Origin of the sequence: Paracoccus sp. MC1862 (genome assembly GCF_016617715.1) — a bacterium.
In the GTDB taxonomy this organism is placed as follows: domain Bacteria; phylum Pseudomonadota; class Alphaproteobacteria; order Rhodobacterales; family Rhodobacteraceae; genus Paracoccus.
The window spans coordinates 18,454-40,461 of record NZ_CP067226.1; the positions used below are offsets into that span (position 1 = coordinate 18,454).

Annotated in this window: 20 protein-coding genes and 2 pseudogenes; 5 read left to right on the forward strand and 17 right to left on the reverse strand. The window is 66.8% G+C overall.

The genetic code is table 11. The annotated features are described in order from the left end of the window. Window positions 1-103: 103 nt before the first annotated feature. Window positions 104-268: pseudogene (locus JGR78_RS16445) on the forward strand (IS3 family transposase); the annotation flags it as partial. A 29-nt stretch (window positions 269-297) separates the two neighbouring features. On the opposite strand, the gene JGR78_RS16450 reads toward JGR78_RS16445, so the two are convergent. Then, window positions 298-1,569, reverse strand: a complete 1,272-nt coding sequence (locus JGR78_RS16450; RefSeq protein WP_182806271.1) for an IS256 family transposase — start codon at window positions 1,567-1,569, stop codon at window positions 298-300. 105 nt (window positions 1,570-1,674) lie between these two features. Between JGR78_RS16450 and JGR78_RS16455 the strand changes: the two are divergent. Both JGR78_RS16455 and JGR78_RS16460 read left to right on the forward strand, forming a co-directional pair. Beyond that, window positions 1,675-1,788: pseudogene (locus JGR78_RS16455) on the forward strand (IS3 family transposase); the annotation flags it as partial. A 74-nt stretch (window positions 1,789-1,862) separates the two neighbouring features. Beyond that, entirely contained in the window at window positions 1,863-3,215 is a 1,353-nt protein-coding gene (locus JGR78_RS16460) for an ISNCY family transposase (protein ID WP_200559540.1), read from the forward strand. Window positions 3,216-3,446: 231 nt separating this feature from the next. On the opposite strand, the gene JGR78_RS16465 is transcribed toward JGR78_RS16460, so the two are convergent. The 5 genes from JGR78_RS16465 to JGR78_RS16485 all read right to left on the reverse strand — a co-directional run bounded on the left by JGR78_RS16465 (window position 3,447) and on the right by JGR78_RS16485 (window position 8,070). Then, window positions 3,447-4,445, reverse strand: a complete 999-nt coding sequence (locus JGR78_RS16465; protein ID WP_182806233.1) for a branched-chain amino acid ABC transporter permease — start codon at window positions 4,443-4,445, stop codon at window positions 3,447-3,449. Between the two features lies 1 nt (window position 4,446). Further along, window positions 4,447-5,334 carry a branched-chain amino acid ABC transporter permease gene (locus JGR78_RS16470; protein ID WP_182806230.1) on the reverse strand — a complete coding sequence of 296 codons (888 nt, stop codon included), beginning with the start codon at window positions 5,332-5,334 and terminating at the stop codon, window positions 4,447-4,449. 1 nt (window position 5,335) lies between these two features. Next, complete coding sequence (locus tag JGR78_RS16475) at window positions 5,336-6,037, reverse strand: ABC transporter ATP-binding protein (protein WP_182806228.1); 702 nt, start codon at window positions 6,035-6,037, stop codon at window positions 5,336-5,338. Continuing rightward, window positions 6,034-6,825 (reverse strand): ABC transporter ATP-binding protein, encoded by a 792-nt coding sequence (locus tag JGR78_RS16480; protein WP_200559542.1) that lies wholly within the window; start codon window positions 6,823-6,825, stop codon window positions 6,034-6,036. The genes JGR78_RS16475 and JGR78_RS16480 overlap by 4 nt, the downstream gene beginning before the upstream one ends. Before the next feature lie 78 nt (window positions 6,826-6,903). After that, window positions 6,904-8,070 (reverse strand): acyl-CoA dehydrogenase family protein, encoded by a 1,167-nt coding sequence (locus JGR78_RS16485; RefSeq protein ID WP_182806188.1) that lies wholly within the window; start codon window positions 8,068-8,070, stop codon window positions 6,904-6,906. A 154-nt stretch (window positions 8,071-8,224) separates the two neighbouring features. On the opposite strand from JGR78_RS16485, the gene JGR78_RS16490 reads away from it, so the two are divergent. Beyond that, window positions 8,225-9,253 (forward strand): zinc-binding dehydrogenase, encoded by a 1,029-nt coding sequence (locus JGR78_RS16490; RefSeq protein WP_234450979.1) that lies wholly within the window; start codon window positions 8,225-8,227, stop codon window positions 9,251-9,253. Beyond that, complete coding sequence (locus JGR78_RS16495) at window positions 9,250-10,026, forward strand: enoyl-CoA hydratase-related protein (protein ID WP_182806193.1); 777 nt, start codon at window positions 9,250-9,252, stop codon at window positions 10,024-10,026. Before JGR78_RS16490 ends, JGR78_RS16495 begins: the two co-directional genes overlap by 4 nt. A 57-nt stretch (window positions 10,027-10,083) precedes the next feature. Here JGR78_RS16495 and JGR78_RS16500 read toward each other — a convergent pair whose 3' ends face one another. The 11 genes from JGR78_RS16500 to JGR78_RS16550 all read right to left on the reverse strand — a co-directional run bounded on the left by JGR78_RS16500 (window position 10,084) and on the right by JGR78_RS16550 (window position 21,953). Further along, window positions 10,084-10,515, reverse strand: a complete 432-nt coding sequence (locus tag JGR78_RS16500) for a thioesterase family protein (protein WP_182806195.1) — start codon at window positions 10,513-10,515, stop codon at window positions 10,084-10,086. Between the two features lie 10 nt (window positions 10,516-10,525). After that, window positions 10,526-11,452: an electron transfer flavoprotein subunit alpha/FixB family protein gene (locus tag JGR78_RS16505; RefSeq protein WP_182806197.1), complete on the reverse strand. Its 927-nt coding sequence runs from the start codon at window positions 11,450-11,452 to the stop codon at window positions 10,526-10,528. Continuing rightward, the gene (locus tag JGR78_RS16510; RefSeq protein WP_200559543.1) at window positions 11,452-12,210 is read right to left on the reverse strand and encodes an electron transfer flavoprotein subunit beta/FixA family protein; all 759 of its coding nucleotides are present in this window, start codon (window positions 12,208-12,210) and stop codon (window positions 11,452-11,454) included. The genes JGR78_RS16505 and JGR78_RS16510 overlap by 1 nt, the downstream gene beginning before the upstream one ends. Before the next feature lie 12 nt (window positions 12,211-12,222). After that, window positions 12,223-13,416 (reverse strand): acyl-CoA dehydrogenase, encoded by a 1,194-nt coding sequence (locus tag JGR78_RS16515; RefSeq protein WP_182805625.1) that lies wholly within the window; start codon window positions 13,414-13,416, stop codon window positions 12,223-12,225. 20 nt (window positions 13,417-13,436) lie between these two features. Beyond that, the gene (gene pcaF / locus JGR78_RS16520) at window positions 13,437-14,639 is read right to left on the reverse strand and encodes a 3-oxoadipyl-CoA thiolase (protein ID WP_182805627.1); all 1,203 of its coding nucleotides are present in this window, start codon (window positions 14,637-14,639) and stop codon (window positions 13,437-13,439) included. Between the two features lie 10 nt (window positions 14,640-14,649). After that, the gene (locus JGR78_RS16525) at window positions 14,650-16,695 is read right to left on the reverse strand and encodes an FAD-dependent oxidoreductase (protein ID WP_182805629.1); all 2,046 of its coding nucleotides are present in this window, start codon (window positions 16,693-16,695) and stop codon (window positions 14,650-14,652) included. Between the two features lie 13 nt (window positions 16,696-16,708). Continuing rightward, a complete protein-coding gene (locus JGR78_RS16530; RefSeq protein WP_182805631.1) occupies window positions 16,709-17,470 on the reverse strand; it encodes an SDR family NAD(P)-dependent oxidoreductase in 762 nt (253 codons plus the stop codon). After that, window positions 17,467-19,119 (reverse strand): cyclohexanecarboxylate-CoA ligase, encoded by a 1,653-nt coding sequence (gene aliA / locus JGR78_RS16535; protein ID WP_182793321.1) that lies wholly within the window; start codon window positions 19,117-19,119, stop codon window positions 17,467-17,469. The genes JGR78_RS16530 and aliA overlap by 4 nt, the downstream gene beginning before the upstream one ends. A 39-nt stretch (window positions 19,120-19,158) precedes the next feature. Continuing rightward, entirely contained in the window at window positions 19,159-20,319 is a 1,161-nt protein-coding gene (locus JGR78_RS16540; protein ID WP_182793322.1) for an acyl-CoA dehydrogenase family protein, read from the reverse strand. Window positions 20,320-20,380: 61 nt separating this feature from the next. Then, the gene (locus JGR78_RS16545; RefSeq protein WP_182793323.1) at window positions 20,381-21,172 is read right to left on the reverse strand and encodes an enoyl-CoA hydratase-related protein; all 792 of its coding nucleotides are present in this window, start codon (window positions 21,170-21,172) and stop codon (window positions 20,381-20,383) included. Between the two features lie 13 nt (window positions 21,173-21,185). Next, window positions 21,186-21,953: an SDR family NAD(P)-dependent oxidoreductase gene (locus tag JGR78_RS16550; protein ID WP_182805633.1), complete on the reverse strand. Its 768-nt coding sequence runs from the start codon at window positions 21,951-21,953 to the stop codon at window positions 21,186-21,188. Between the last annotated feature and the right edge of the window lie 55 nt (window positions 21,954-22,008).

Sequence of the window (22,008 nt, forward strand, 5' to 3'; positions counted from 1 at the left end):
TGGCGAACATAATTTGCGCCGTGTTGAGCGCTCCGACTTCCGTCGTCCCGTCGTCATCTGCACCTCCAGCAATGGGCTGCTGCTACGACCGGTTGAATCCGCCGCATACACCAGCGAGCAGTTCCAGCGCCTGCTCCACGACCACGGCATCATCTGCTCGATGAGCAGGGCCGGCAACGTTTGGGACAACTCGGCCATGGAGAGCTTCTTCTCTTCGCTGAAAACCGAGCGCACCGCCAGCAAAGTCTACCGCACGCGTGACGAGAGCTATGGCTGAATTTGGGTGACGCGGCTTGATCAGGCGGCGCGGCTTTGGTCGGCGTCGGATTGAGCGACGCCGTCGGTGAATCTGACGCCTTCGATGAGGCGGGGCAACTGGTTTGTGCCGTTGAGCTTGCGCCATGTCTTCGATGCCGCTCTGATCAGGGTGAAGACCATCAGCTTCGCGGTCTTCTGCGACAGCGCGCCCTTCGTCCGGACGGTGCGGTGACGGACGGTGGCGAACACGCTCTCGATCGGGTTCGATGTGCGCAGATGGTCCCAGTGCTCGGCCGGGAAGTCGTAGAAGGCCAGCAAGGCCTCGCTGTCCTTGGTCAGGCACGTCACGCCACGATCGTATTTGGCGGCGTATTTTCCCTCGAAGGTCTCGATGGCCTTCCGCGCCCCGGCGCGGGTTTCGGCATGCGAGATCTCGCGCAGGTCGACGGTAACGGCGGGTTGCATGGACTTCGGAAAATGGTTGAGGATATTGGAGACCTTGTGGAACCAGCAGCGCTGGTGACGGGTGCCGGGGAAGGCCTCGTCCATTGCCTTCCAAAACCCGAGCGCGCCGTCGCCGACGGCCAGCTCCGGCGGCACGGCGAGCCCGCGGGCCTTGAGATCGACCAGCAACTCGCGCCAGCTCTGGGCACTCTCCCGCACCCCGACCTGGAAGCCGAGCAGCTCCTTTCTGCCCTCGGGCGTTGCCCCGATGATCACCAGCATGCACTCGGCCTGCGGCTCCATCCTGGCCTGCAGGTAGACGCCGTCGGCCCAGATGTAGACGTAACGGCGGGCCGAGAGATCACGGCGCTGCCAGCGGTCGTAGTCCTCCTGCCAGCCCGCCGTGAGGCGCGAAATCACGCCCGCCGACAGGTTCGGCGCGTCCGCGCCGAGCAGGGCCGTCAAGGCCTCCTGGAAGTCTCCGGTGGAAACGCCCCGAAGATAAAGCACCGGCAACAGGGCGTCGAGGCTGCGGGAGCGCCGCGCCCACCGCGGCAGGATGTTCGAGGTGAAGCGGATCCTGCTCTCGGCCGGCACCTCGGTGGCGCGGTCGCGCAGCTTCTGGCGCTGCACCGGGATCGGCCCGATGCCGGTCTGGATCAGCCGCTCCGGCCCGGTGCCGTGCCGCACGACGCGCTGGCGGCCATCAGGCAGCCGCTCGTCCGCAAACTGCGCGACGAAGCTGGTCGCCTCGGCCCTGAGCGCCGCCGCCAGCATCTGGCGCGCGCCCTCACGGGCGATCTCGGTCAGCGGATCGACAATCGAACCAGGCTGGTGAAGCGGGGTGATCGTGGTATCGTCCTTCATGGCGTATCGCTCCTTCGGGAGGTTCTGGCAGGCTTCGACACCCGCCACGATACGCCGCCTTCTCAGGCCCCATCACCCAGTTTCAGCCATAGCCCCGCGTGCGCCGCCCGGGCCGATGTGTTCGACTACGTCGAGCGCTTCTACAATCCGCAGCGACGCCATTCGAAGCTGGGATATCTAAGCCCAGTGGCGTTCGAGGCCCGTGCTATGCAAACTTAACCTGGTGTCCACGAAACCGGCAGCAGGCCAATGTCACTCTCCCCCGGTTGAAGCATGATCCTCGGGGGACAGACATGGGATGGCTGGTGATGAGCGAGCGCGAGTTGAACCGGATCGAGGTGCTGTCGGAGGTTGAGACTGGCCGGTTGCGAGCCGAAGACGCCGCCGGCCTGCTCGGCCTGACCCGGCGGCAGGTATTTCGGCTGCTGGCGCGGTTTCGGGCGGATGGCCCGGCCGGGCTGGCCCACCGTGCACGCGGACGTGCGCCGAACAACGCCCTGTCTGCCCTTCATCGGGAGCAGGTGCTGGCACTCGTTCGGACGCAGTATGCCGATTTCGGTCCGACGCTTGCGGCCGAGAAGCTGGCCGAGCTGCATGACATCCATATCTCGCACGAGACCTTGCGCAAATGGATGATCGAAGACGGTTTATGGGTCTCGCGCAAGCAGCAGCGGGTGCTGCACCAGCCGCGGCTGCGGCGCGAGGCCCTGGGTGAGCTGGTCCAGATCGACGGCTCGGAGCATCGCTGGTTCGAGGATCGGGGCCCCGCCTGCACGTTGCTGGTGTTCATCGACGATGCGACCGGCCGGCTCATGCATCTCCGGTTTGTCGCCTCCGAGAGCACCTTCAGCTATTTCAATGCGCTGGAGGGCTACCTTCAGGAGCACGGCCGGCCCGTGGCCTTCCATTCGGACAAGCACAGCGTGTTTCGGGTGAACCGCACCGAGGCGCGCAGCGGCCATGGCATGACGCAATTCGGCCGGGCGCTGAACGAGCTGAACATCGAGATCCTCTGCGCCAATTCCTCGCACGCCAAGGGCCGGGTCGAGCGCGCCAATCGCACCCTGCAGGACCGTCTGGTCAAGGAACTGCGGCTTGCCGGGATCGCGGACATGGCAGCCGGCAATACGTTCCTGCCCGGCTTCATCGCGGCCTTCAATACCCGCTTCGCCCGCATCCCGCGCCGGTCGGACGATCTGCACCGTCCCCTGAACGTCGAGCCGGAGCGGCTCCGCGACATCTTCTGCCTGCGCGACGAACGCCATGTCGGCCAGCAGCTGGCGCTGTCCTACGACAGGAAGCGCATCATCCTCGAACCGAACCACCTGACGCTCGGCCTGGTCGGCACATACGTCGACACCTACGAGTTCCCGGACGGCCGGCTGGAGATCCGGGCCAGGGGCGTGTCCCTGCCCTACCGGATGTTCGACAAGGAGCAGCGCGTCACCCACGCCGCGATCACCGAGAACAAGCGCCTGACCGAGGTGCTGGCCTTCATCCAGACCCAGCAGGACCAGGACCCGCCCAGCGCGCGGCGCGTCGGCAAGCAGCGCACCCGCTATGAGCCCAAGGGCACCGTCGGACCTGGTCGCACACCTCTGCTGGTCAAGGCACGTCGAGCGCAGGTCGAAGCCAGAACGAACTGAACACCAGACGGAGCACTGGATCCGACGGCCGCTCAAGGCAGCCGGTCAGGGCTGCGATGGCGGAGGTCTCCGCCCTGCCCGGCTGCCGGCATCGTGGCGCCCGGTGACATTCCTGAATTGCCAGCAAGGGTGACATTTCTGGATGGTTGCAACATGGGATAGCCCGTCCAAAGTGGCGGAAGCGGCCGAGGTCACAAACCCAAATGGCCGCTTCCAACTTCAAAAAGATACTCAGCCCGGCGGCCGCAGCCCCAGCGCCCGGCCCAGGCGGGAATAGGCCAGTTCGCCCACCAGCCCGCGCCGGAACAGCATCACGCAGATCATGAAGACAAGCCCGGTGATGATCGTGACCGGGAAGGCCGAGGTCGCCAGCCGGTTCTGCAGCGCGATCACGATGCCCGCGCCCACGACCGGGCCCAGCAGCGTGCCGATGCCGCCGATCAGCGTCATCAGCACCACCTGCCCCGACATGTGCCAGTCCACGTCGGTCAGGGTGGCGAACTGCATCACCAGCGCCTTCAGCCCGCCGGCCAGCCCTGACAGGGCCGCCGACATCACGAAGGCGCCCAGCTTGTACTGCGCCGTCGCATAGCCCAGCGAAATGGCCCGGTTCTCGTTTTCCCGGATGGCCTTGAGGATCATCCCGAAGGGCGAGTTCACGAAGCGCCAGATCACCAGCAGCCCCAGCACGAAAATGGCCAGCACGAAGTAATACATGGTCATCGTGTCGCTCAGGTCGATGAACCCGAACAGATGGCCGCGCGGCACCGCCTGGATGCCGTCCTCGCCGTGGGTAAAGGGCACCTGCAGGCAGAAGAAAAAGAACATCTGCGCCAGCGCCAGGGTGATCATGGCGAAGTAGATGCCCTGCCGCCGGATCGCGATGGCGCCGATCACCCCCCCCAAGCCGGTGGCGCCGAGAACGCCGATCGCCAGGGCGAATTCGGGGTTCCAGCCCCATTCCTTGGCCGCATGGGCAGTGAAATAGGCCGCGCCCCCGAAGAAGGCGGCATGGCCGAAGGACAGCAGCCCCGTGTAGCCCAGCAGCAGGTTGAAGGCCGCGGCGAAGAGCCCGAAGCACAGCATCGTCATCACGAAGACGGGATAGACCATGAAGGGCGCCGCGATCAGCAGAACCCCCGCCGCCAGCAGCAGCGCAAGCTGCGCCCCTCGTCCCATGGTGCGGACCGAGCCCGGCTCGGCCGTCGAGATTTCGGATGTCCTGGCCATCTCAGCCCTCCTTCCCGAACAGACCCGCGGGACGCAGGATCAGCACGATCGCCATGATGACGAAGATCACGATGTTGGAGGCCTCGGGGTAGAAGACCTTGGTCAGCCCCTCGGCCACGCCCAGCAGGTAGCCGGTGACGATGGCGCCCATGATGGACCCCATGCCGCCGACCACGACCACCGCGAAGACGACGATGATGATGTTCGTCCCCATCAGCGGCGAAACCTGGTAGATCGGCGCCGCCAGCACGCCCGCGATGGCCGCAAGCCCCGACCCCAGCGCATAGGTCAGGGTCAGCAGCCGCGGCACGTTGATGCCGAAGCTTTGCACCAGCACCGGGTTTTCCGTGGCCGCGCGCAGGGTCGCGCCCAGCCGAGTCTTCTCGATAAGCGCCCAGACGGCAAGGCAGACGATCAGCGAGGCCACGATCACCCAGCCGCGGTAGATCGGCAGCACCATGAAGCCCAGGTTGACCGCCCCTGTCAGCGCCGCCGGGGCCGAATAGGGCTGGCCCGAGGCGCCGAAATACCAACGGAAGGTGCCTTCCAGCGCCAGCGCCAGGCCGAAGGTGAACAAGAGCCCGTAAAGGTGGTCGAGCTGATACAGCCGCGACAGCATCGTGCGTTCCACCAGCGCGCCGAAGGCGCCGACGACCAGCGGCGCGAGGATCAGCGCGAACCAGTAGTTCAGCCCGAACCAGTTCAGCGCCAGCAGCGCCACGAAGGCGCCCAGCATGTATTGCGCGCCATGGGCGAAGTTGATGACCCGCAGCAGGCCGAAGATCACCGCAAGGCCCAGCGACAGCAGCGCATAGAACGAGCCGTTGATGAGGCCCACGAGGATCTGGCCCATGAAGGCTTGGATCGGGATTCCGAAGATCATCGTCATCTCAGACTCCCAGTGTTTCTTGCAGCATGTTCATGCGGGCGGCCAGTTCGCCCACCGGGAATTCATGGGCCATCACGCCGTGGTCCATGACATAGAAGCGGTCCGCGACCTTGGAGGCGAAGCGGAAGTTCTGTTCCACCAGCACCACCGTCATGCCGCGCGCCTTGAGTTCCCGCAGCACCGCGCCGATGGCGTCGATGATGACGGGGGCCAGCCCTTCGGTCGGCTCGTCCAGCAAAAGGCAGCGGGCGCCGGTCCGCAGGATGCGCGCCATGGCAAGCATCTGCTGCTCGCCCCCCGACAGCTTGGTGCCGGGGCTGTTGCGGCGTTCCTTGAGGTTCGGGAACAGCGTGTAGATTTCGTCCAGCGTCATGCCGCCCTGCGCCACCACCGGGGGCAGCATCAGGTTCTCGTCCACCGACAGGGTCGCGAAGATACCGCGTTCCTCGGGGACGAAGCCCAGCCCGGCCCGCGCGGTGCGGTGCAGCGGCATGGTCATCAGGTCCTGCCCGGCGAAACTGATCTGCCCGGTCCGCTTGCGGACGATGCCGATGATGGACCGCAGCGTGGTGGTCTTGCCCATGCCGTTGCGGCCGAGGATGCAGACGGTCTCGCCCTCGTTCACATGCATGTCGACGCCATGCAGGACGTGGCTTTCGCCATACCAGGCGTTCAGCCCGGCCACGTTCAGAAGCGCGCTCATGCTTCGGTCCCCATGTAGGCGGTGCGGACGCGCGGGTCGGCGGCGACCGTGGCGTAGTCGCCTTCCGCCAGGATCTCGCCCCGCTGCAGCACGGTGACGAAATGGCAGATGTCGGCCACGACCGACAGGTTGTGTTCCACCATCAGGACGGCACGGTGGCGGGCGACCTCGCGGATGATCTCGGCCACGGTATGCACGTCCTCGTGCCCCATGCCGGCCATCGGTTCATCCAGCAGCAGCACCTGCGGGTCAAGCGCGAGCGTGGTCGCGATCTCAAGCACCCGCTTGCGGCCATAGGAAAGGTCGGCGGCGCGCACGTCGCGCCAGGGGGTCAGGCCCAGTTCGTCGATCAGCACCTCGGCCCGGCCGTTCAGCACGTCCAGCGCCTTGAGCGGGCGCCAGAACTGCACATGCAGTTCCGCCGGGCGCTGCAGCGCGACGCGGACGTTTTCCAGCACCGTCAGATGCGGGAAGACGGCCGAAATCTGGAAGGACCGCACCAGCCCCATGCGGGCCACCACGTCGGGCTTCATCTTCGTGATGTCGGTGCCCAGCAGGGTGATCTGCCCGCGCGTGGGTTGCAGGAACTTGGTCAGCAGGTTGAAGACGGTGGTCTTGCCGGCCCCGTTGGGGCCGATCAATGCGTGAATGCGGGCATGGTGGACGTCGAGGTTCACGTTGTTGACGGCCGTGAACCCCGAGAAGTCCTTTCCGAGACCGCGGGCGGTAAGCACCAATCTGGATTCAGTCGGCGATACGACCGACGCATTTGTCTGCTCAGAAAGCATGTCGCCTCCTCCCAAAGGCTCGACATTTTTGCGCAGGCCACATGGCCCACGAAAGGATCACACAATTAAACCGCGGGATCACACACCGAGCCGCTCCTTTGCCTCGGCGACCAGTGCCTTCGCGATGATGGTCTGCTGGATCTGGGTTGTACCTTCGTAGATGCGGTAAAGCCGCGCGTCGCGGAAGAGCTGCTCGGCGCGGTATTCGCGGATATAGCCGTTGCCGCCGTGGACCTGCACGTTGCGGTCGGCGACCCGGCCGACCATCTCTGAGGCGAACATCTTGGCGCACGCCGCCGCCATGGATACGTCCTCTCCCGCGTCGCGCCGCCGCGCTGCGTCCAGAACCAGTGCGTGGGCGGCCATTGCGTCGGCCTTGCTGTCGGCGAACATCCCTTGGATCAGCTGGAAGTCGGCAATGGCACGACCGAACTGCTTTCGCTCGGCGGCATAGGCGACCATGTCGTCGATCATCCGCTCGGCCAGGCCCGTGCAGGCGGCGGCGATGCCAAGGCGGCCCTTGTCCAGCACCTTCATCGCCGTCTTAAAGCCCTGCCCCTCGATCCCCCCAATCAGCGCCTCCGCAGGCACCCGGCAGTCCTGGAAGATCACGTCGGCCACATGGGCGCCCTGCTGGCCCATCTTCTTCTCGGGCTTGCCGACGGAAAGACCCGGCGTCCCTGCCTCGACCGCGAAGGCGGACACGCCCGCCGCGCCCTTCCTGTCGGGGTCGGTGCGCGCCATGACGGTAAATAGCCCCGCGTGCGGCGCGTTGGTGATGAAGCGCTTGGTGCCGTTCAGGACATAATGGTCGCCATCGCGCCGCGCGGTGGTCCGCACGCTGCCCGCGTCGGAACCGACATCCGGTTCGGTCAGCGCGAAGGAACCGATGATCTCGCCCGAGGCGAGGCCGGGCAGGTATTTCGCCTTTTGCTCGTCGGTGCCGTCGATCACGATGCCTTGGCTGCCGATGCCGACGTTGGTGGCGAACATCGACCGGAAGGCGGGCGCGGCGCGGCCGATCTCGAAGGCGACCAGCACCTCCTCCTCCATCGTCAAGCCGAGGCCGCCGTATTCCTCGGGGATCGACAGGCCAAACAGGCCCATCTCGCGCATCCCCTCGACCACGTCGGCCGGTATGGCGTCGGTTTCGGCCACTTCGGGCTCGCGCGGGATCAGCTTCTCGTCCACGAAACGGCGGATGCCGGCGACGAGTTGGTCTCGGGTGTCGGGATCAAGGGCCATGGTCGTTCCTCCACTATTTAAGACAATATACTGTTACAAATCTTTGCAAGCAATCGAATTGATATCTGTATGAATAGATAGAAGTTGATATGACCGCTGGAATGTAGAACAATGCATTGACTGAATAACTGGGGAGGGACAGATGGAAGCCGTCATGCTGCACGAGCGCGGGGCCGCAGGGCCGCGTCTGACGCGAATCGATAAGCCGCCCCGGCCTGAGGATGGCGTCCTTGTGCGGATGCTGGCCGCTTCGGTGAACCGTGTTGACCTTTACATGCGCGACTCAGGCGTGGGCATCACCCACGAACTGCCGCTGGTTATGGGCGTCGACGGCATGGGCGAGGTGCTGGAGACGGCCCCCGATTCAGCCTTCAAGCCCGGCGACCGCGTGATCCTGTATCCTTATGACTTCTGCGGGCGCTGCCGCTATTGCCTTGCGGGCGACCAGCCGCTGTGTCTGCGCGCCCGCATCTTCGGAGAACATGTCGACGGCACATTCACCGAGATCATGGCCGCGCCCGAACGCGCACTGGTCCGCCTGTCGCCTGCAGTGGACATCCATCGGGCAGCGACGCTCGGCGTGGCCTATCTGACCGCCTGGCGCATGATCTTCGGCAAGATGGCGACCGGGCCGGGGCGGATCGTCTTCATCCAGGGCGCGGGCGGCGGCGTGGCCTATGCCGCGATGCAGCTGGCCCGGATGGCAGGCGCGCGGGTCATTGTCTCGACCTCGGGCGAGGAGAAGCTTGCGCATTTCCGCGATCTCGGCGTCGAGGCGGTAGACTATCGCGACGGCGACATGGTCAAGCAGGTCCTGGTCCTGACCGATGGCGAGGGTGCCGACCTGGTCATCGACAACGTGGGAGAAAAGACCTGGGGTTCGTCGCTGCGGGTTATGGCGCGGGGCGGGCACCTGGCGACCTGCGGGGCGACCACCGGGGCGCATCCTTCGGCCGACATCCAGCGGCTCTTCGTGCGGCAGTTGTCGATCCACGGCTCGACCATGGGCAGCCTAGAGGAGTTCCGGCGTCTCGTCCGAGCGTTCGAGACCGGCGCCTTCGTGCCGCCCATCGACAGCACCTATCCCTTGGCCGAAGTCCCCGCCGCCTTCGCCCGGCTCGAGGAAACCAACCGCATGGGCAAGATCGTCATCTCTATTGCCGAACCGGAGGGGACTGCATGAGCTACCAGACCATCCTGACCGCCCGCGACGGCGCCGTTGGCATAATCACCCTGAACCGCCCCGAAGCCCTGAACGCGCTGAACGGCCAGATCACGGCGGAACTCGGCCAAGCCGTGGAGGAGATGGAGCGCGACGACGGGATCAACGTCATCGTCCTGACTGGCTCGGACAAGGCCTTTGCCGCCGGTGCCGACATCAAGGAAATCCTCGACAAGACGTTCATCGACGTCTTCGACGAACAGTTCATCACCGCGACATGGGAACGCATCGCCCGCTGCCGCAAGCCGACCATCGCCGCCGTATCCGGCCACGCCATTGGCGGCGGCTTCGAGCTTGCGATGATGTGCGACATCATCATCGCCGCCGAATGCGCCCGCTTCGCGCTGCCCGAAACGAAGATCGGCATCATCCCTGGAGCGGGCGGCACGCAGCGGCTGACGCGGGTGGGGGGCAAGGCGCTGGCCATGGACATGATCCTGACCGGCCGCCGTCTGGCCGCCGAGGAGGCGCGCGCCCATGGTCTTGTCAGCCGGGTGGTGCCGGACGGCGAGCATCTGACCGCCGCCATCGCTATCGCGCAGGAGATGGCACAATCCTCGCGGCCGATCCTGCTGATCGCCAAGGAGGCCGTGAACAAGGCCTACGAGACGCATCTGGCCGAGGGCATCCATCTGGAACGCCGGCTGCTCTATTCGACCTTCGCCATCGAAGACCGGCGTGAGGGCATGACCGCCTTCAGCGAAAAGCGGAAGCCCAGGTTCCGCAACCGCTGATAACGGCCGGTCCGCCCGGAAGGCGCGGCCAGCATCCCCGGGCTATCCGCATGCGGTTCAGACCAGATGCGGCTCTAGCGCCGCACGCAGCCAGTCCGGAAGCGGCTGCTTGCCGTCCCTTTGCGCGATAAAGACGTTGACGCTGTTCAGCGAGAAGCAGTGCTCGCCCTTCTGCCAGCCGGTCGCGCGAAACCCCATCGAGGTCCGCCCGAGCCGCGTCACCTCAATGGTGAAATCGAGGTCCGCGTCGCCGCGCACGGGAGACGCGAAGTCCACGTCCAGATGGACGAAGGGCATCCCCACCCCCAGCCGGACTGACATGGCATACCATCCCCGTCCTTCGGTCACGTCAGACAGGAAGCGGTCGATGGCGCGCAGCGCGGCATTCACCAGCGCCCCGGTATAGGCGATCCCGGCCGGGTCGCAGTCCCCAAAGCCCATGTGATGAGTGTAGCGATAGACCTCGGCGGGAAGGGCGGACTGGCTCATGTGGGTTCCGTCACAGCTTCTCGGTCAGTTCCGGCAGGACGGTGAAGATGTCGCCGACGAGGCCGTAGTCGGCGACCTGGAAGATGGGGGCTTCCTCGTCCTTGTTGATGGCGACGATGACCTTGCTGTCCTTCATCCCCGCGAGGTGCTGGATCGCGCCCGAGATGCCGGCGGCGATGTAAAGCTCGGGCGCCACCACCTTGCCGGTCTGGCCCACCTGCCAGTCGTTCGGGGCATAGCCCGAATCGACCGCCGCGCGGCTTGCACCCACGGCGGCGCCGAGCTTGTCCGCGAGCTTCTCGATCAGCGCGAAGTTCTCCTTCGAGCCGACCGCGCGGCCGCCCGAGACGATGCGTTTCGCCGAGGTCAGTTCCGGGCGGTCCGAGGCCGCAACCCGGTCCTCGACCCAGGAGGACAGGCCGGGATCGGCGGCGGCGGCGGCGGCCTCGACCGGGGCCGAGCCACCCTCGCCCGCCGCGTCGAAGCTGGCGATGCGCACCGTCAGCACCTTGATCGGGTCCGAGGACTTCACCGTCTGGATCGCGGCCGAGGTGTAGACGCCGCGCTCGAAGGTGTCGGCGTCCACGATCCGGCTGACCTCGGGGATCACCATCACGTCCAGAAGCGCCGCGGCCCGCGGCAGGACGTTGCGGGCATCCGTGGTGCCCGGGGCGGCGATGTGGCTGAACTGCGGCGCAAGCCCGACCAGCAGCGCCGCCATCGGCTCGGCCAGGCGGTGGGCGTAGGCCGCGCCCTCGGCCACCAGCACCTTCGCCACGCCCGCGATCTGCGCGGCGTCTTGGGCGGCCGCCTGCGCGCCCTCGCCCGCGACCAGCACGGCCACATCCCCAAGCGGCGTCACCGCCGTCACGGCCTTGGCCGTCGCGTCCCGGTTCAGCCCGTTCTCGGCCATCTCGGCCAGCAGCAGCACCGCCATCACACCACCCCCGCAGCTTTGAGTTTCGACACCAGCTCGTCGACCGAGGCCACCTTGACCCCCGCCTTGCGCCCCTCGGGCTCGGCGGTCCTGACCACCGTCAGCCGGGGCGAGACGTCCACGCCGTAGTCACCGGCGGTCTTTTCGACGAGTTCCTTCTTCTTCGCCTTCATGATGTTGGGCAGGCTCGCATAGCGCGGCTCGTTCAGCCGCAGGTCGGCGGTCACGATCGCGGGCAGGCTGACCTCGATCACCTGCAGCCCGCCGTCGACCTCGCGCGTGACGGTGGCCTTCTCGCCCTCGACTTCCAGCTTGCCGGCCTGCGTCGCCTGCGCCCAGCCCAGCAGTGCCGCCAGCATCTGGCCGGTGGCGTTCATGTCGTTGTCGATCGCCTGCTTGCCCATCAGCACCAACTGCGGCTGCTCCTCGGCGATGATGGCCTTCAGCAGCTTGGCCACCGCGAGGGGCTCGATGTCCTGGTGCACGTCGTCGGCGGCCACCACCAGGATGCCGCGGTCGGCGCCCATGGCCAGCGCCGTGCGGATGGTTTCGGCCGCCTGCTTGACGCCGATCGACACCACCACGATCTCGGACGCCGCGCCCTTCTCCTTCAGACGGATCGCCTCCTCGACCGCAATCTCGTCAAAGGGGTTCATCGACATCTTCACGTTCGACAGGTCCACCCCCGACCCGTCCGCACGAACCCGCGCCTTCACGTTGTAGTCGATCACCCGCTTCACAGGCACAAGAACCTTCATTTCCGCATCTCCTCAGAAGAACGCCTGCAGCCCGGTCTGCGCCCGACCCAGGATCAGGGCGTGGACGTCATGGGTGCCCTCGTAGGTGTTCACGGTTTCCAGGTTCACCATGTGGCGCATCACCGGGTATTCGTCCGAGATGCCGTTGCCGCCGTGCATGTCGCGGGCCACCCGCGCGATCTCCAGGGCCTTGCCGCAGTTGTTGCGCTTGATGAGGGAGATCATCTCGGGCTGCATCCTGCCGGCCTCGAACAGCCGCCCGACCCGCAGGGCCGCGTTCAGGCCGAGCGTGATCTCGGTCATCATGTTCGCAAGCTTCAACTGGTGCAGCTGCGTCTGCGCCAGGGGCTTGCCGAACTGCTTGCGATCCAGCCCATAGGACCGCGCCGCGTGCCAGCAGGCCTCGGCCGCGCCCATCGAGCCCCAGGCGATGCCATAGCGCGCGCGGTTGAGGCAGCCGAAGGGGCCACCCAGGCCCTCGGCATTTGGCAGCAGGGCATCCTCGCCCACTTCGACCTCCTCCATGACGATCTCGCCGGTTACGGAGGCGCGCAAGGACAGCTTGCCCTCGATCTTCGGAGCGGACAGGCCCTTCATGCCCTTTTCCAGCACAAAGCCACGGATCTTGCCGCCATGCGCCTCGGACTTCGCCCAGACCACGAAAACATCGGCGATGGGGCTGTTGGTGATCCACATTTTGGACCCGTTCAGCCGGTAGCCGCCCTCGGTCTTCCTCGCGGTGGTCTTCATGCCGCCTGGATCCGAGCCCGCGTCGGGCTCGGTCAGGCCGAAGCAGCCCACCCATTCGCCGGAACAGAGCTTCGGCAGGTACTTGCGCCGCTGTTCTTCCGAGCCATAGGCATTGATCGGGTGCATTACCAAGGACGCCTGCACCGACATCATGGATCGGTAGCCCGAATCCACCCGCTCGACCTCCCGCGCAACCAAGCCGTAACTGACATAGCCTGCGCCGGTGCCGCCGTATTCCTCGGGGATGGTGACGCCCAGTAGGCCAAGCTCGCCCATCTCGGTGAAGATGGCGCGGTCGGTGTGCTCCTTCTGGAAGGCCTCGCGCACGCGGGGGGCGAGGCGGTCCTGCGCATAGCTCCGCGCGGTGTCGCGGATCATGCGTTCTTCCTCGGTCAGCTCGTCTTCCAGAAGGAAGGGGTCTTCCCAGCGGAAGCTGCCTGTGCGGTCCATCTTCATGGTCGTTTCTCCTGTCTGGATCAGACGCGTTCGATCAGCAACGCGGCGCCCTGACCGACGCCGACGCACATGGTGGCAAGCGCGTAGCGCCCGCCGGTGGTCTTGAGTTCAAGCGCGGCGGTCCCGCTGATGCGGACACCGGACATGCCCAAGGGGTGCCCCAGCGCAATGCCGCCGCCGTTGGGGTTCAGGCGCGGGTCGTCGTCGTCCAGCCCCAGGTCGCGGGTGACGGCCAGCGCCTGCGCGGCAAAGGCCTCGTTCAACTCGATCACCGACAGGTCGTCCAGCGTGATCCCGGCCAGGTCCATCAGCCTGCGAACAGCCGGCACCGGGCCGATGCCCATGATCCGCGGGGTGACGCCTGCGCTCGCCCCCGCGACGATGCGGGCGATGGGGGTCAGGCCGTGGCGCTTCGCGGCGGCTTCCGAGGCCACAATCAACCCCGCTGCGCCGTCGTTCACGCCCGAGGCGTTGCCGGCGGTGATCGAGCCGTCCCTGCGGGTGATCGGCCGCAGCTTCGCCAGCTGTTCCAGCGTGGTCTCGCGCGGATGTTCGTCCTGCGTGACCTCGATGGGTTCCTTGCGGCCCTGCGGCACGGTGACCGCCACGATCTCGGCCGCGAAGCGGCCGTTCCTCTGCGCCGTCGCGGCGCGGGTCTGCGAGTTCAGGGCTAAGAGGTCCTGGTCCTCGCGCCGGATCTGCAACTCGTCGGCAAGGTTCTGCGCCGTCTCGGGCATCGAGTCGGTGCCGTATTGCTCCGCCATCCTCGGGTTGACGAAGCGCCAGCCAATGGTGGTGTCGTGGATCTCGGTCGCGCGCGAGAAGGCAGACTCCGCCTTGGGCATCACGAAGGGCGCGCGGGACATGCTTTCCACGCCGCCCGCGAAGGCCAGCTCCATGTCGCCCGAGCGGATGGCGCGGGCGGCGGCCGCCACCGCTTCCAGCCCCGAGCCGCAGAGGCGGTTCACGGTCACCCCCGGCACGGTGTCCGGCAGGCCTGCCAGCAGCAGCGCCATGCGGGCGACGTTGCGGTTGTCCTCGCCCGCCTGGTTGGCGCAGCCCATCCAGACCTCCTCGACCGCCGCGGGGTCGAGGCCGGGGTTGCGGGCGATCAGCGCCTGCAGCGGGATGGCGGCGAGGTCGTCGGCGCGGACGGTCGCCAGGGCGCCGCCGTAGCGCCCGATGGGGGTGCGGACATAGTCGCAGATGAAGGCGTCGGCCATCGTGGGCTCCTCAGTTCAGGCTGGCGAGGGTCTGGCCCTCGGCGACAAGGCGTTCAAGCAAGGGCGGCACGCGCCAAGACAGCGGGTCTTCCGCCGCAAGCTGGCGGATGCGGTCCAGGACCGTGGGCAAGCCCAGCCGGTCGGCATGGTGCATCGGCCCGCCTCGCCAGCGCGGGAAGGCGTAGCCGTGGACCAGCACCAGGTCGATGTCGGCCGGGCGGCGGGCGATGCCTTCGTCGAGGATGTGGAAGCCCTCCTCGATCATCGCCAAGACGGCGCGGGTGGCGATCTCCTCGGCGCTCCAGTCGCGGCGGGCGGTCGCCTCCTCGGCCACCAGCGCCTCGACCACGGCCGAGGGCTGACGCGTGCCGCCGCCGGGATAGTCATACCATCCTGCCCCAGTCTTGCGGCCGAGGCGCTTCAACTCCTCGACCATACGGTCGGCGATGCGGACATAGCGGGTGCCGGGCCTGTCCCGTAGCCCCTTCCGCTGCCGGTTGGCGTGAGCGATGTCGAGCCCCGAGAGGTCCTGCACCGCATAGGGGCCCATTGCCATGCCCCAGCCTTCCATCGCGGCATCGACCTGCGCGGGTATCGCTCCTTCGAGCAGCATCAGGTCAGTGGTCTGGCGATAGCGGGTGAGGATGCGGTTGCCGATGAAGCCGTCGCAGACGCCCGCCTCGACCGGGATCTTCTTCAGACGCGCAGCGAGGCGGAAGGCGGTGGCCAGCGTCTCGGGCGACGTCGTCTCGGCCCGCACGATCTCCAACAGCTTCATGACATGGGCGGGCGCGAAGAAATGCAGCCCGATCAGGCGGCCGGGGTGGCTGACGTCCGCGAAGATCGCGTTCACGTCGAGGTAGCTGGTGTTGGTGGCGAGGATCGTCGCCTCAGGCAGGCCACGGTCCAGCGCGGCAAAGATGGTGCGCTTGACCTCCATCGCCTCGAAGGCTGCCTCGATGGCGATGTCGGCGGGGGAAAGGGCGTCGTAGCCGGCGCGGAAGGTCAGACGGTCCGCCAGCTGGGCGTCGGCCTCGGCCTGGGTCATGCGGCCGCGCCTGACGGCATCGGCATAGAGGCGGGTGACATTGGCGCGAGCACGTTCCGCCCCGGGTCCGTCCTGCTCGACCAGGGTGACGGCGATGCCGATCCCGGCCAGTGCATAGGCGATGGCCGCGCCCATTGTGCCGCCGCCGACCACGATGGCGGTCGAGATTTCCCGCGCCTCGGCCTCCTTCGGGGCGCGGCCGGTAGCAGCGCGTTCGGCGAAGAAGACATGGCGCAGCGCTGCCGCCTGATCGCCCGAGCGCAGGCGCAGGAAGGTCTCGCGCTCGCGGGTAAGCCCCGCGTCGAGCGGCAGCTCCGCCGCAGCCTCGACCAGCGCGATCGCCTCGGGCGGGGCGATCTGTCCAGCGGCGCGCTTCGCCGCCGTGGCGCGGGCGGCGGCGACCGCCTCGGACGCGGGCTCCGGCGCGGGCCGGTCGCGCAGGGATGGCGCGGCGTCCAGCCGCTCCTGCGGGATCGCCAGCGCCGCCGCCAGCGGGTCGGCCTCGACCGCATCGAGCATGCCGAGCAACAGCGCCTCGTCGGCCTTCACCACGCGGCCCGCGGCGATCAGCCCCACGGCGCGGTCGGTCCCGATCAGCCGCGGCAGCCGCTGCGTCCCGCCCGCGCCGGGGACCACCCCCAGCGTCACCTCGGGCAGCCCCAGCGTGGCACCGGGCGCGGCGATCCGCATCCGGCAGGCCAGCGCAATCTCGAGCCCTCCGCCGAGCGCCGCGCCATTGATCGCGGCGATCGCGGGCAGGCGTTCCAGCCGCGCCAGCACGTCCGGCAGATGCGGCGGGATGGGTGCCTGGTCGAACTCCCTCGCGTCCGCCCCAGCGACAAAGGCCCGCCCCGCCCCGGTCACGACGATCCGCCGGGCGCCCGCCGCCTCGGCCGCGTCTAGCGCTGCCATCAGCCCCTGCCGCACCGAAGCCGAGATCACGTTCACCGGAGGGTTGTCGATGGTGATCACGCAGGCATCGCCCTGCAGGGAATGGCTGACAGGCATGAAGGACCTCCGTTCAGAGATGGGGGCGGATGCCCCCGGATACCGAGAGCATCTCGCCGGTCAGGAACCGCGAGTCGTCGCGCAGGAAGAAGGCGATCGCGGCCGAGGTCTCCTCTGGCTCGGCCATGCGGCGGATCATGCCTTGGGCGACCAGCCGCTCGGCCTCCTCAGGCGGGATATTCTGGGTGACCGAGGTACGGGTCAGTCCCGGTGCCACGCAGTTGACCGTCACGGCGGGGGCGAACTCGGCTGCGAGACTGCGGGTCAGCGAGGCGACGGCGGCCTTGCCGGCCGCGTAATCCGCCTGTCCCGCCTCGCCGCCGAAGACGATGCTGGCCACGTTGACGATGCGACCCCAGCCGCGTTCCAGCATCCCCGGTGCGAAGGCTTGGATCAGGTGGAAGCCCGGCATCAGGTTCAGGTCCATCGTCGCGCGCCACTGCTCCTCGGTCATCTCGAGGAAGGGCGTGTAGAGCCGGGGCGAGCGCAGCCCGCCCACGAGGTTGACGAGGATGTCCACCTGCCCCAGCGCCAGCGCGGCCTCGGCAAAGGCCCCGGCCTCGCCGGCGCGGGTCACGTCGCCGCGCAGGCTGGCGACCTTCACCCCTGACCCGTCCAGCGCGACCACCGTCTCCTCCAGCCGGCGCCCCGAGATGTCGGTGAGCGCGAGCCCGGCGATCCCATCCGCGACCAGCCGATCGATCACGGCCCGGCCCATGGGACCTCCCGCGCCGCTCACTGCGGCAATACGGTTTGCAAGATGTGCCTCGGTCATGCGCGATCAAGCTCCTCGTGCAGCATCTTGCGCAGCGCGAATTTCTGGATCTTGCCGGATGCGGTGGCCGGCAGGCTCTCGCGGATCTCCAGCCGCTCGGGCCAGTACTGGATCGCCAGCTTGTGTTCGCCCAAGTGGCGCCGCATCTCGTCGAAATCGAAGCTCGCGTCCGGTTTCAGCGTGACGAAGGCGCAGGCGCGTTCGCCCAGCCGGTCGTCGGGGTAGGCGACGATGGCGACCTGGTGGATCGCCGGGTGCCTGAACAGGACGCCCTCGACCTCGAAGACGGGGATGTTCTCGGCACCGCGGATGATGATGTCCTTGGACCGGCCTGCAATGCGGATATAGCCGCGCTCGTCCATGCGTGCGATGTCGCCGGTATCGAACCAGCCATTGTCATCGGTCGCGTTCAGCAGCGGGCGCTTGAGATAGCCGCCGAAGTTAGAACAGGCACGGACGAACAGTTCCCCCGCCTGGCCCGGAGGGCAGACGTTCCCGTCATCGTCGCGGATCTGGATCTCGACACCCGGAAGCGGGAAGCCATCCGTGTTGATCGAGCGCTCGTCGTCGTCGGAAGGGTCCACCACGGTCAGCGCGCCGTTCTCGGTCATGCCCCAGGCCGAGACCACCTTGGTGCCGGTCATCACCTGCCGCGCGCGTTCAACGACCGGGCCGGGGATCGGCGCCCCGGCGCACAGGAAGATCCGCAGAGAGCTGCTGTCGAACTTGTTTTCATCGACGGCGTTCGTGAGGTCCATCAGGAAGGGGGTCGAGGCCATGGTGAAGGTGATGCGGTCGTCCTGCACCATCTGTCCCTTCAGCCGCTTGTCCCAGGTGTCGAACAGGATCGACCGCGCCTTGAGGTAGATCGGCATCAGCAGACCGTACATGAACCCCGTCTGGTGGGCCATGGGCGAGGCCATGGCGATCACGTCATCCGCCGTCAGCCCCAGGCGTTCCGAATAGGGAATGAGGTTGGAATACATGGTGTTCGAGGTGTGCATCACGCCCTTGGGCTCGCCCGTCGTGCCGCTGGTGTAGATCAGCTGGTTGACGTCGTCGGGACCGGGGCGGTTGGCGGTCACGATCCGCTGCAACTCGGGGTCAGCGTCAAAGGCGGGGTCGGCCAGCAGCGCGTCGAAGCTGTTTTCGCCCGCACCGTTATTGACAACGATGTGCTGCAGATCGGGAAGTTGGGGCTTCATCCCCTCGGCCATCGCCTCGTGGTCGAAGTTGCGAAACACCGTGGGGACGATGAAGACCTTGGACTCGCCGTGGCGCAGCATGAACAGCAGTTCATGTTCGCGGAAGATCGGCATCACCGGGTTGAAGACCGCCCCGATCCGCGCGCAGCCGAGATAGGTCGCCACGAACTGCCAGCTATTGGGAAGCTGGCAGGTCACCACGTCGTCGCGTTCCACGCCAAGCCGCGTCAAGCCCACCGCCACGCGGTTGGCGGCACGGTCCAATTCCACCCAGGTGAAGTCACACCGCTGTCCATCAGACACGCTGATCGAGCTTAGCGCCAGCTGGTCTGGCTTCTCGGCCAGCACCTCGTCGAAATAGTCGTTGACGGTCTTGTTGCGCCAGTGGCCGGCGCGGACCATAGCCTCGCGGCGCGGCTCGATCAGGATAGCGTCGAACTTCATTGGTAGTCCCCCCTTGCAGTGTGCGGCTTTCGGCTCTCCTCAGCCGGTGACCGCGTCCCGTCCAGCGCGTTCCCGCGCGATGATGTTCTTCATGATATGCGCGGTGCCGTCGCCGATCTGCAGCCCCAGCACGTCCTTGAGCCGCTGCGCGAAGGGCAGGTCGCCCGCATAGCCCGCGTGACCGTGGATCAGCAGGCAAGCGTGGATCGCCTCATAGGCCAGCAGTGGCGGCCACCACTTGGTCATGGCGGCCTCGGCGGTGTGTGGAAGGTTGTTGTCCTTGAGCCACAGCGCGTTCATCGACAGAAGCCGCGCGCCAGCCAGCTTCGTCTCGAAGTCCGCAAGCTGGTGGCTGACGCCTTGGAAGGCGCCGAGCGGCTTTCCGAATGCGCGGCGCTCGCCGATATAGGCCCAGGTCTCGTCAAGCGACTGCTGCGCGGTGCCCACACATTGCAACCCGATCAGGCTGCGCGAAAAGTCGAAGCCCTGCATGACCTGGGCAAAGCCCCGGCCTTCCTCTCCCAGCAGGTTTTCCGCGGGCACCCGCACGTTGTCGAACCAGATCGAGCCGTGGCCGATCGAGTTCTGGCCCATGTTGTCGAACTTGGACGTGCTGATGCCGTCCAGATCCATCGGCACGAGGATGGCTGACACGCCCCGCGCACGGTCCTCGGCTTTGCCGGTGCGGGCAAAGACGATGGTGCCGGCGGCGATCTGGTTGGCCGAGATCGAGGTCTTCTCGCCGTTCAGGATGTAATGCGCGCCATCGCGCTCCATCCGCAGCCCGAGGTTTGCCGCGTCCGAGCCGCCCTTGGGTTCCGTGAGGGCGATAGCCAGCATGATCTCGCCCGCCGTCAGCTTTGTCAGCCATTCGCGGGCGATTTCCCGCTTTGCGAATTGGGCAAGGACCTGGCCGTTCAGCGAGCCCAGAAGCGGCACGTAGCCGAAGGTGAAATCAGCGCGGCCGATTTCCTCGACGATGGCGCCGGCATAGATCGTGCCCGCGCCCATGCCGCCGAAGTCCTCGGGCAGTTCCGGGGCGATCAGCCCGAGGCTGCCCATCTCGCGCACAAGGTCCATGTCCATGCGGCCCGCCCTCTCGCGGGCCTGGTAGCCCGGCGCGACGCGGTCCTGCGCAAAGCGGCGCGCGAGATCGCGGATCTGATCCAGTTCCTCGGTGTCGAAAACGGTCTTGGACATAAGCCTCACCCCCGGCAGATCGAAAAAGGGGACCGCCCGGCGGGGGCAGTCCACGCTGGACTCAGCCCTTGCGGGCGACGTGCTTGCGGAAGTCGGGCTTGCGCTTTTCCTTGAAGGCGACGCCGCCTTCCTTGGACTCGTCGGTGTCGTAATAAAGCGACAGCGCCCGCATCCCCATAGCCGAGATGCCGCGGATGCTTTCGGTATCGGCGTTGAAGGACACTTTCGCCATCGCCAGCGCGGTGGGCGAGCGGTCCATCAGTTCGGCCACCCAGCGGTCCACCTCGGCGTCCAGCTCCTCGGCAGGGACGACGGCGTTCGCAAGGCCCCAGTCCAGCGCCTGCTGCGCGGTATAGCGCTTGTTCAGGTACCAGATCTCGCGGGCGCGCTTTTCGCCCACGACGCGGGCCAGATAAGCGGTGCCGAAGCCGGGATCGACCGAGCCGACCTTGGGGCCGACCTGCCCAAACTGCGCGGTGTCGGACGCGATGGTCAGGTCGCAGATCGTCGCCAGCACGTTGCCGCCGCCGATGGCGAAGCCGTTGACCCGCGCGATGACGGGCTTCGGCACGTCGCGGATCAGGGACTGCAACTCGTCGATGGGCAGGCCGATCACGCCGCGCCCGTCATACTGGCCGTCATGGGCCGACTGGTCGCCGCCGGTGCAGAAGGCCTTGTCGCCCGCGCCGGTCAGGACGATCACGCCGACCTCGCGGTCCCAGCCCGCCTTCTGGAAAGCGTCGATCAGTTCATCGACGGTGTGGCCGCGGAAGGCGTTGTACTTGTCGGCGCGGTTGATGGTGATCCAGGCCGCGCCGTTGCGGTTCTCGTACAGGATGTCGGTATAGTCCATGATGGTTCCTCCGTTAACCGTGCATCGTCAGGCCGCCGGACACCGAGATCACTTGGCCGGTGATGAACGAGGCGTCGTCGGAGGCAAAGAACAGGATCGCGCCCGGCAGATCCTCGGGGCGCCCGAGCCGTCCCAGTGGCACGGCCTTGGTAAAGGCGTCGCGCAGCTTGTCCTTGTTGCCCGCAGCTTCCATGAAGCTGTCGAGCATCGGCGTGTCGGTGACGCCGGGGCAGACGCAGTTGAAGGTCAGCCCCTGCCGCGCGTGTTCCCGCGCCAGCGTCTTGGAAAATGCGATCACGCCGGCCTTGCAGGCAGCATAGACGGATTCGCCAGACGAGCCCACGCGCGCTGCGTCCGACGCCACGCTGACCACCCGGCCAGACTTGCGTTCTGCCATCCTCGCCACCACCGGATGAGTGATGTTCAGCACCGACTTCAGGTTGATGTCGATCAGCTTCGACCAGTAGTCCGGTTCGGACTTCAGGAACGTGACGAACGAATCCCAGCCCGCATTGTTGACAAGCACGTCGATCGGTCCGATCTCGGCCTCGACCTTCTCGACCGCGACGCGCACGGCCTCTGCATCGGTGAGATCGACGACCATGGGGGACGCCTTGCCGCCGGCCGCCGTGATCCGGTCAACCACCGCCTGCGCAGCATCCGCCTTGATGTCAGCGACCACGACAAGCGCGCCTTCCTCGCCGAACCGCTCGCAGGTGGCCGAGCCGATGCCGCCACCTCCGCCAGTTACGACAACAACTTTATCCTTGAGTCCGCGCATGATGTTCCTCAACCCTATTCGCTCTGCACCGAATGCAAGCTGCGAGGCTTTGATT

Bases quoted from the DNA above. Each gene is read 5' to 3' on its own strand.
- JGR78_RS16450 (WP_182806271.1), bottom strand. From the start codon at position 1,569: ATGAAGGACGATACCACGATCACCCCGCTTCACCAGCCTGGTTCGATT.
- JGR78_RS16460 (WP_200559540.1), top strand. From the start codon at position 1,863: ATGGGATGGCTGGTGATGAGCGAGCGCGAGTTGAACCGGATCGAGGTG.
- JGR78_RS16465 (WP_182806233.1), bottom strand. From the start codon at position 4,445: ATGGCCAGGACATCCGAAATCTCGACGGCCGAGCCGGGCTCGGTCCGC.
- JGR78_RS16470 (WP_182806230.1), bottom strand. From the start codon at position 5,334: ATGACGATGATCTTCGGAATCCCGATCCAAGCCTTCATGGGCCAGATC.
- JGR78_RS16475 (WP_182806228.1), bottom strand. From the start codon at position 6,037: ATGAGCGCGCTTCTGAACGTGGCCGGGCTGAACGCCTGGTATGGCGAA.
- JGR78_RS16480 (WP_200559542.1), bottom strand. From the start codon at position 6,825: ATGCTTTCTGAGCAGACAAATGCGTCGGTCGTATCGCCGACTGAATCC.
- JGR78_RS16485 (WP_182806188.1), bottom strand. From the start codon at position 8,070: ATGGCCCTTGATCCCGACACCCGAGACCAACTCGTCGCCGGCATCCGC.
- JGR78_RS16490 (WP_234450979.1), top strand. From the start codon at position 8,225: ATGCTGCACGAGCGCGGGGCCGCAGGGCCGCGTCTGACGCGAATCGAT.
- JGR78_RS16495 (WP_182806193.1), top strand. From the start codon at position 9,250: ATGAGCTACCAGACCATCCTGACCGCCCGCGACGGCGCCGTTGGCATA.
- JGR78_RS16500 (WP_182806195.1), bottom strand. From the start codon at position 10,515: ATGAGCCAGTCCGCCCTTCCCGCCGAGGTCTATCGCTACACTCATCAC.
- JGR78_RS16505 (WP_182806197.1), bottom strand. From the start codon at position 11,452: ATGGCGGTGCTGCTGCTGGCCGAGATGGCCGAGAACGGGCTGAACCGG.
- JGR78_RS16510 (WP_200559543.1), bottom strand. From the start codon at position 12,210: ATGAAGGTTCTTGTGCCTGTGAAGCGGGTGATCGACTACAACGTGAAG.
- JGR78_RS16515 (WP_182805625.1), bottom strand. From the start codon at position 13,416: ATGAAGATGGACCGCACAGGCAGCTTCCGCTGGGAAGACCCCTTCCTT.
- pcaF (WP_182805627.1), bottom strand. From the start codon at position 14,639: ATGGCCGACGCCTTCATCTGCGACTATGTCCGCACCCCCATCGGGCGC.
- JGR78_RS16525 (WP_182805629.1), bottom strand. From the start codon at position 16,695: ATGCCTGTCAGCCATTCCCTGCAGGGCGATGCCTGCGTGATCACCATC.
- JGR78_RS16530 (WP_182805631.1), bottom strand. From the start codon at position 17,470: ATGACCGAGGCACATCTTGCAAACCGTATTGCCGCAGTGAGCGGCGCG.
- aliA (WP_182793321.1), bottom strand. From the start codon at position 19,119: ATGAAGTTCGACGCTATCCTGATCGAGCCGCGCCGCGAGGCTATGGTC.
- JGR78_RS16540 (WP_182793322.1), bottom strand. From the start codon at position 20,319: ATGTCCAAGACCGTTTTCGACACCGAGGAACTGGATCAGATCCGCGAT.
- JGR78_RS16545 (WP_182793323.1), bottom strand. From the start codon at position 21,172: ATGGACTATACCGACATCCTGTACGAGAACCGCAACGGCGCGGCCTGG.
- JGR78_RS16550 (WP_182805633.1), bottom strand. From the start codon at position 21,953: ATGCGCGGACTCAAGGATAAAGTTGTTGTCGTAACTGGCGGAGGTGGC.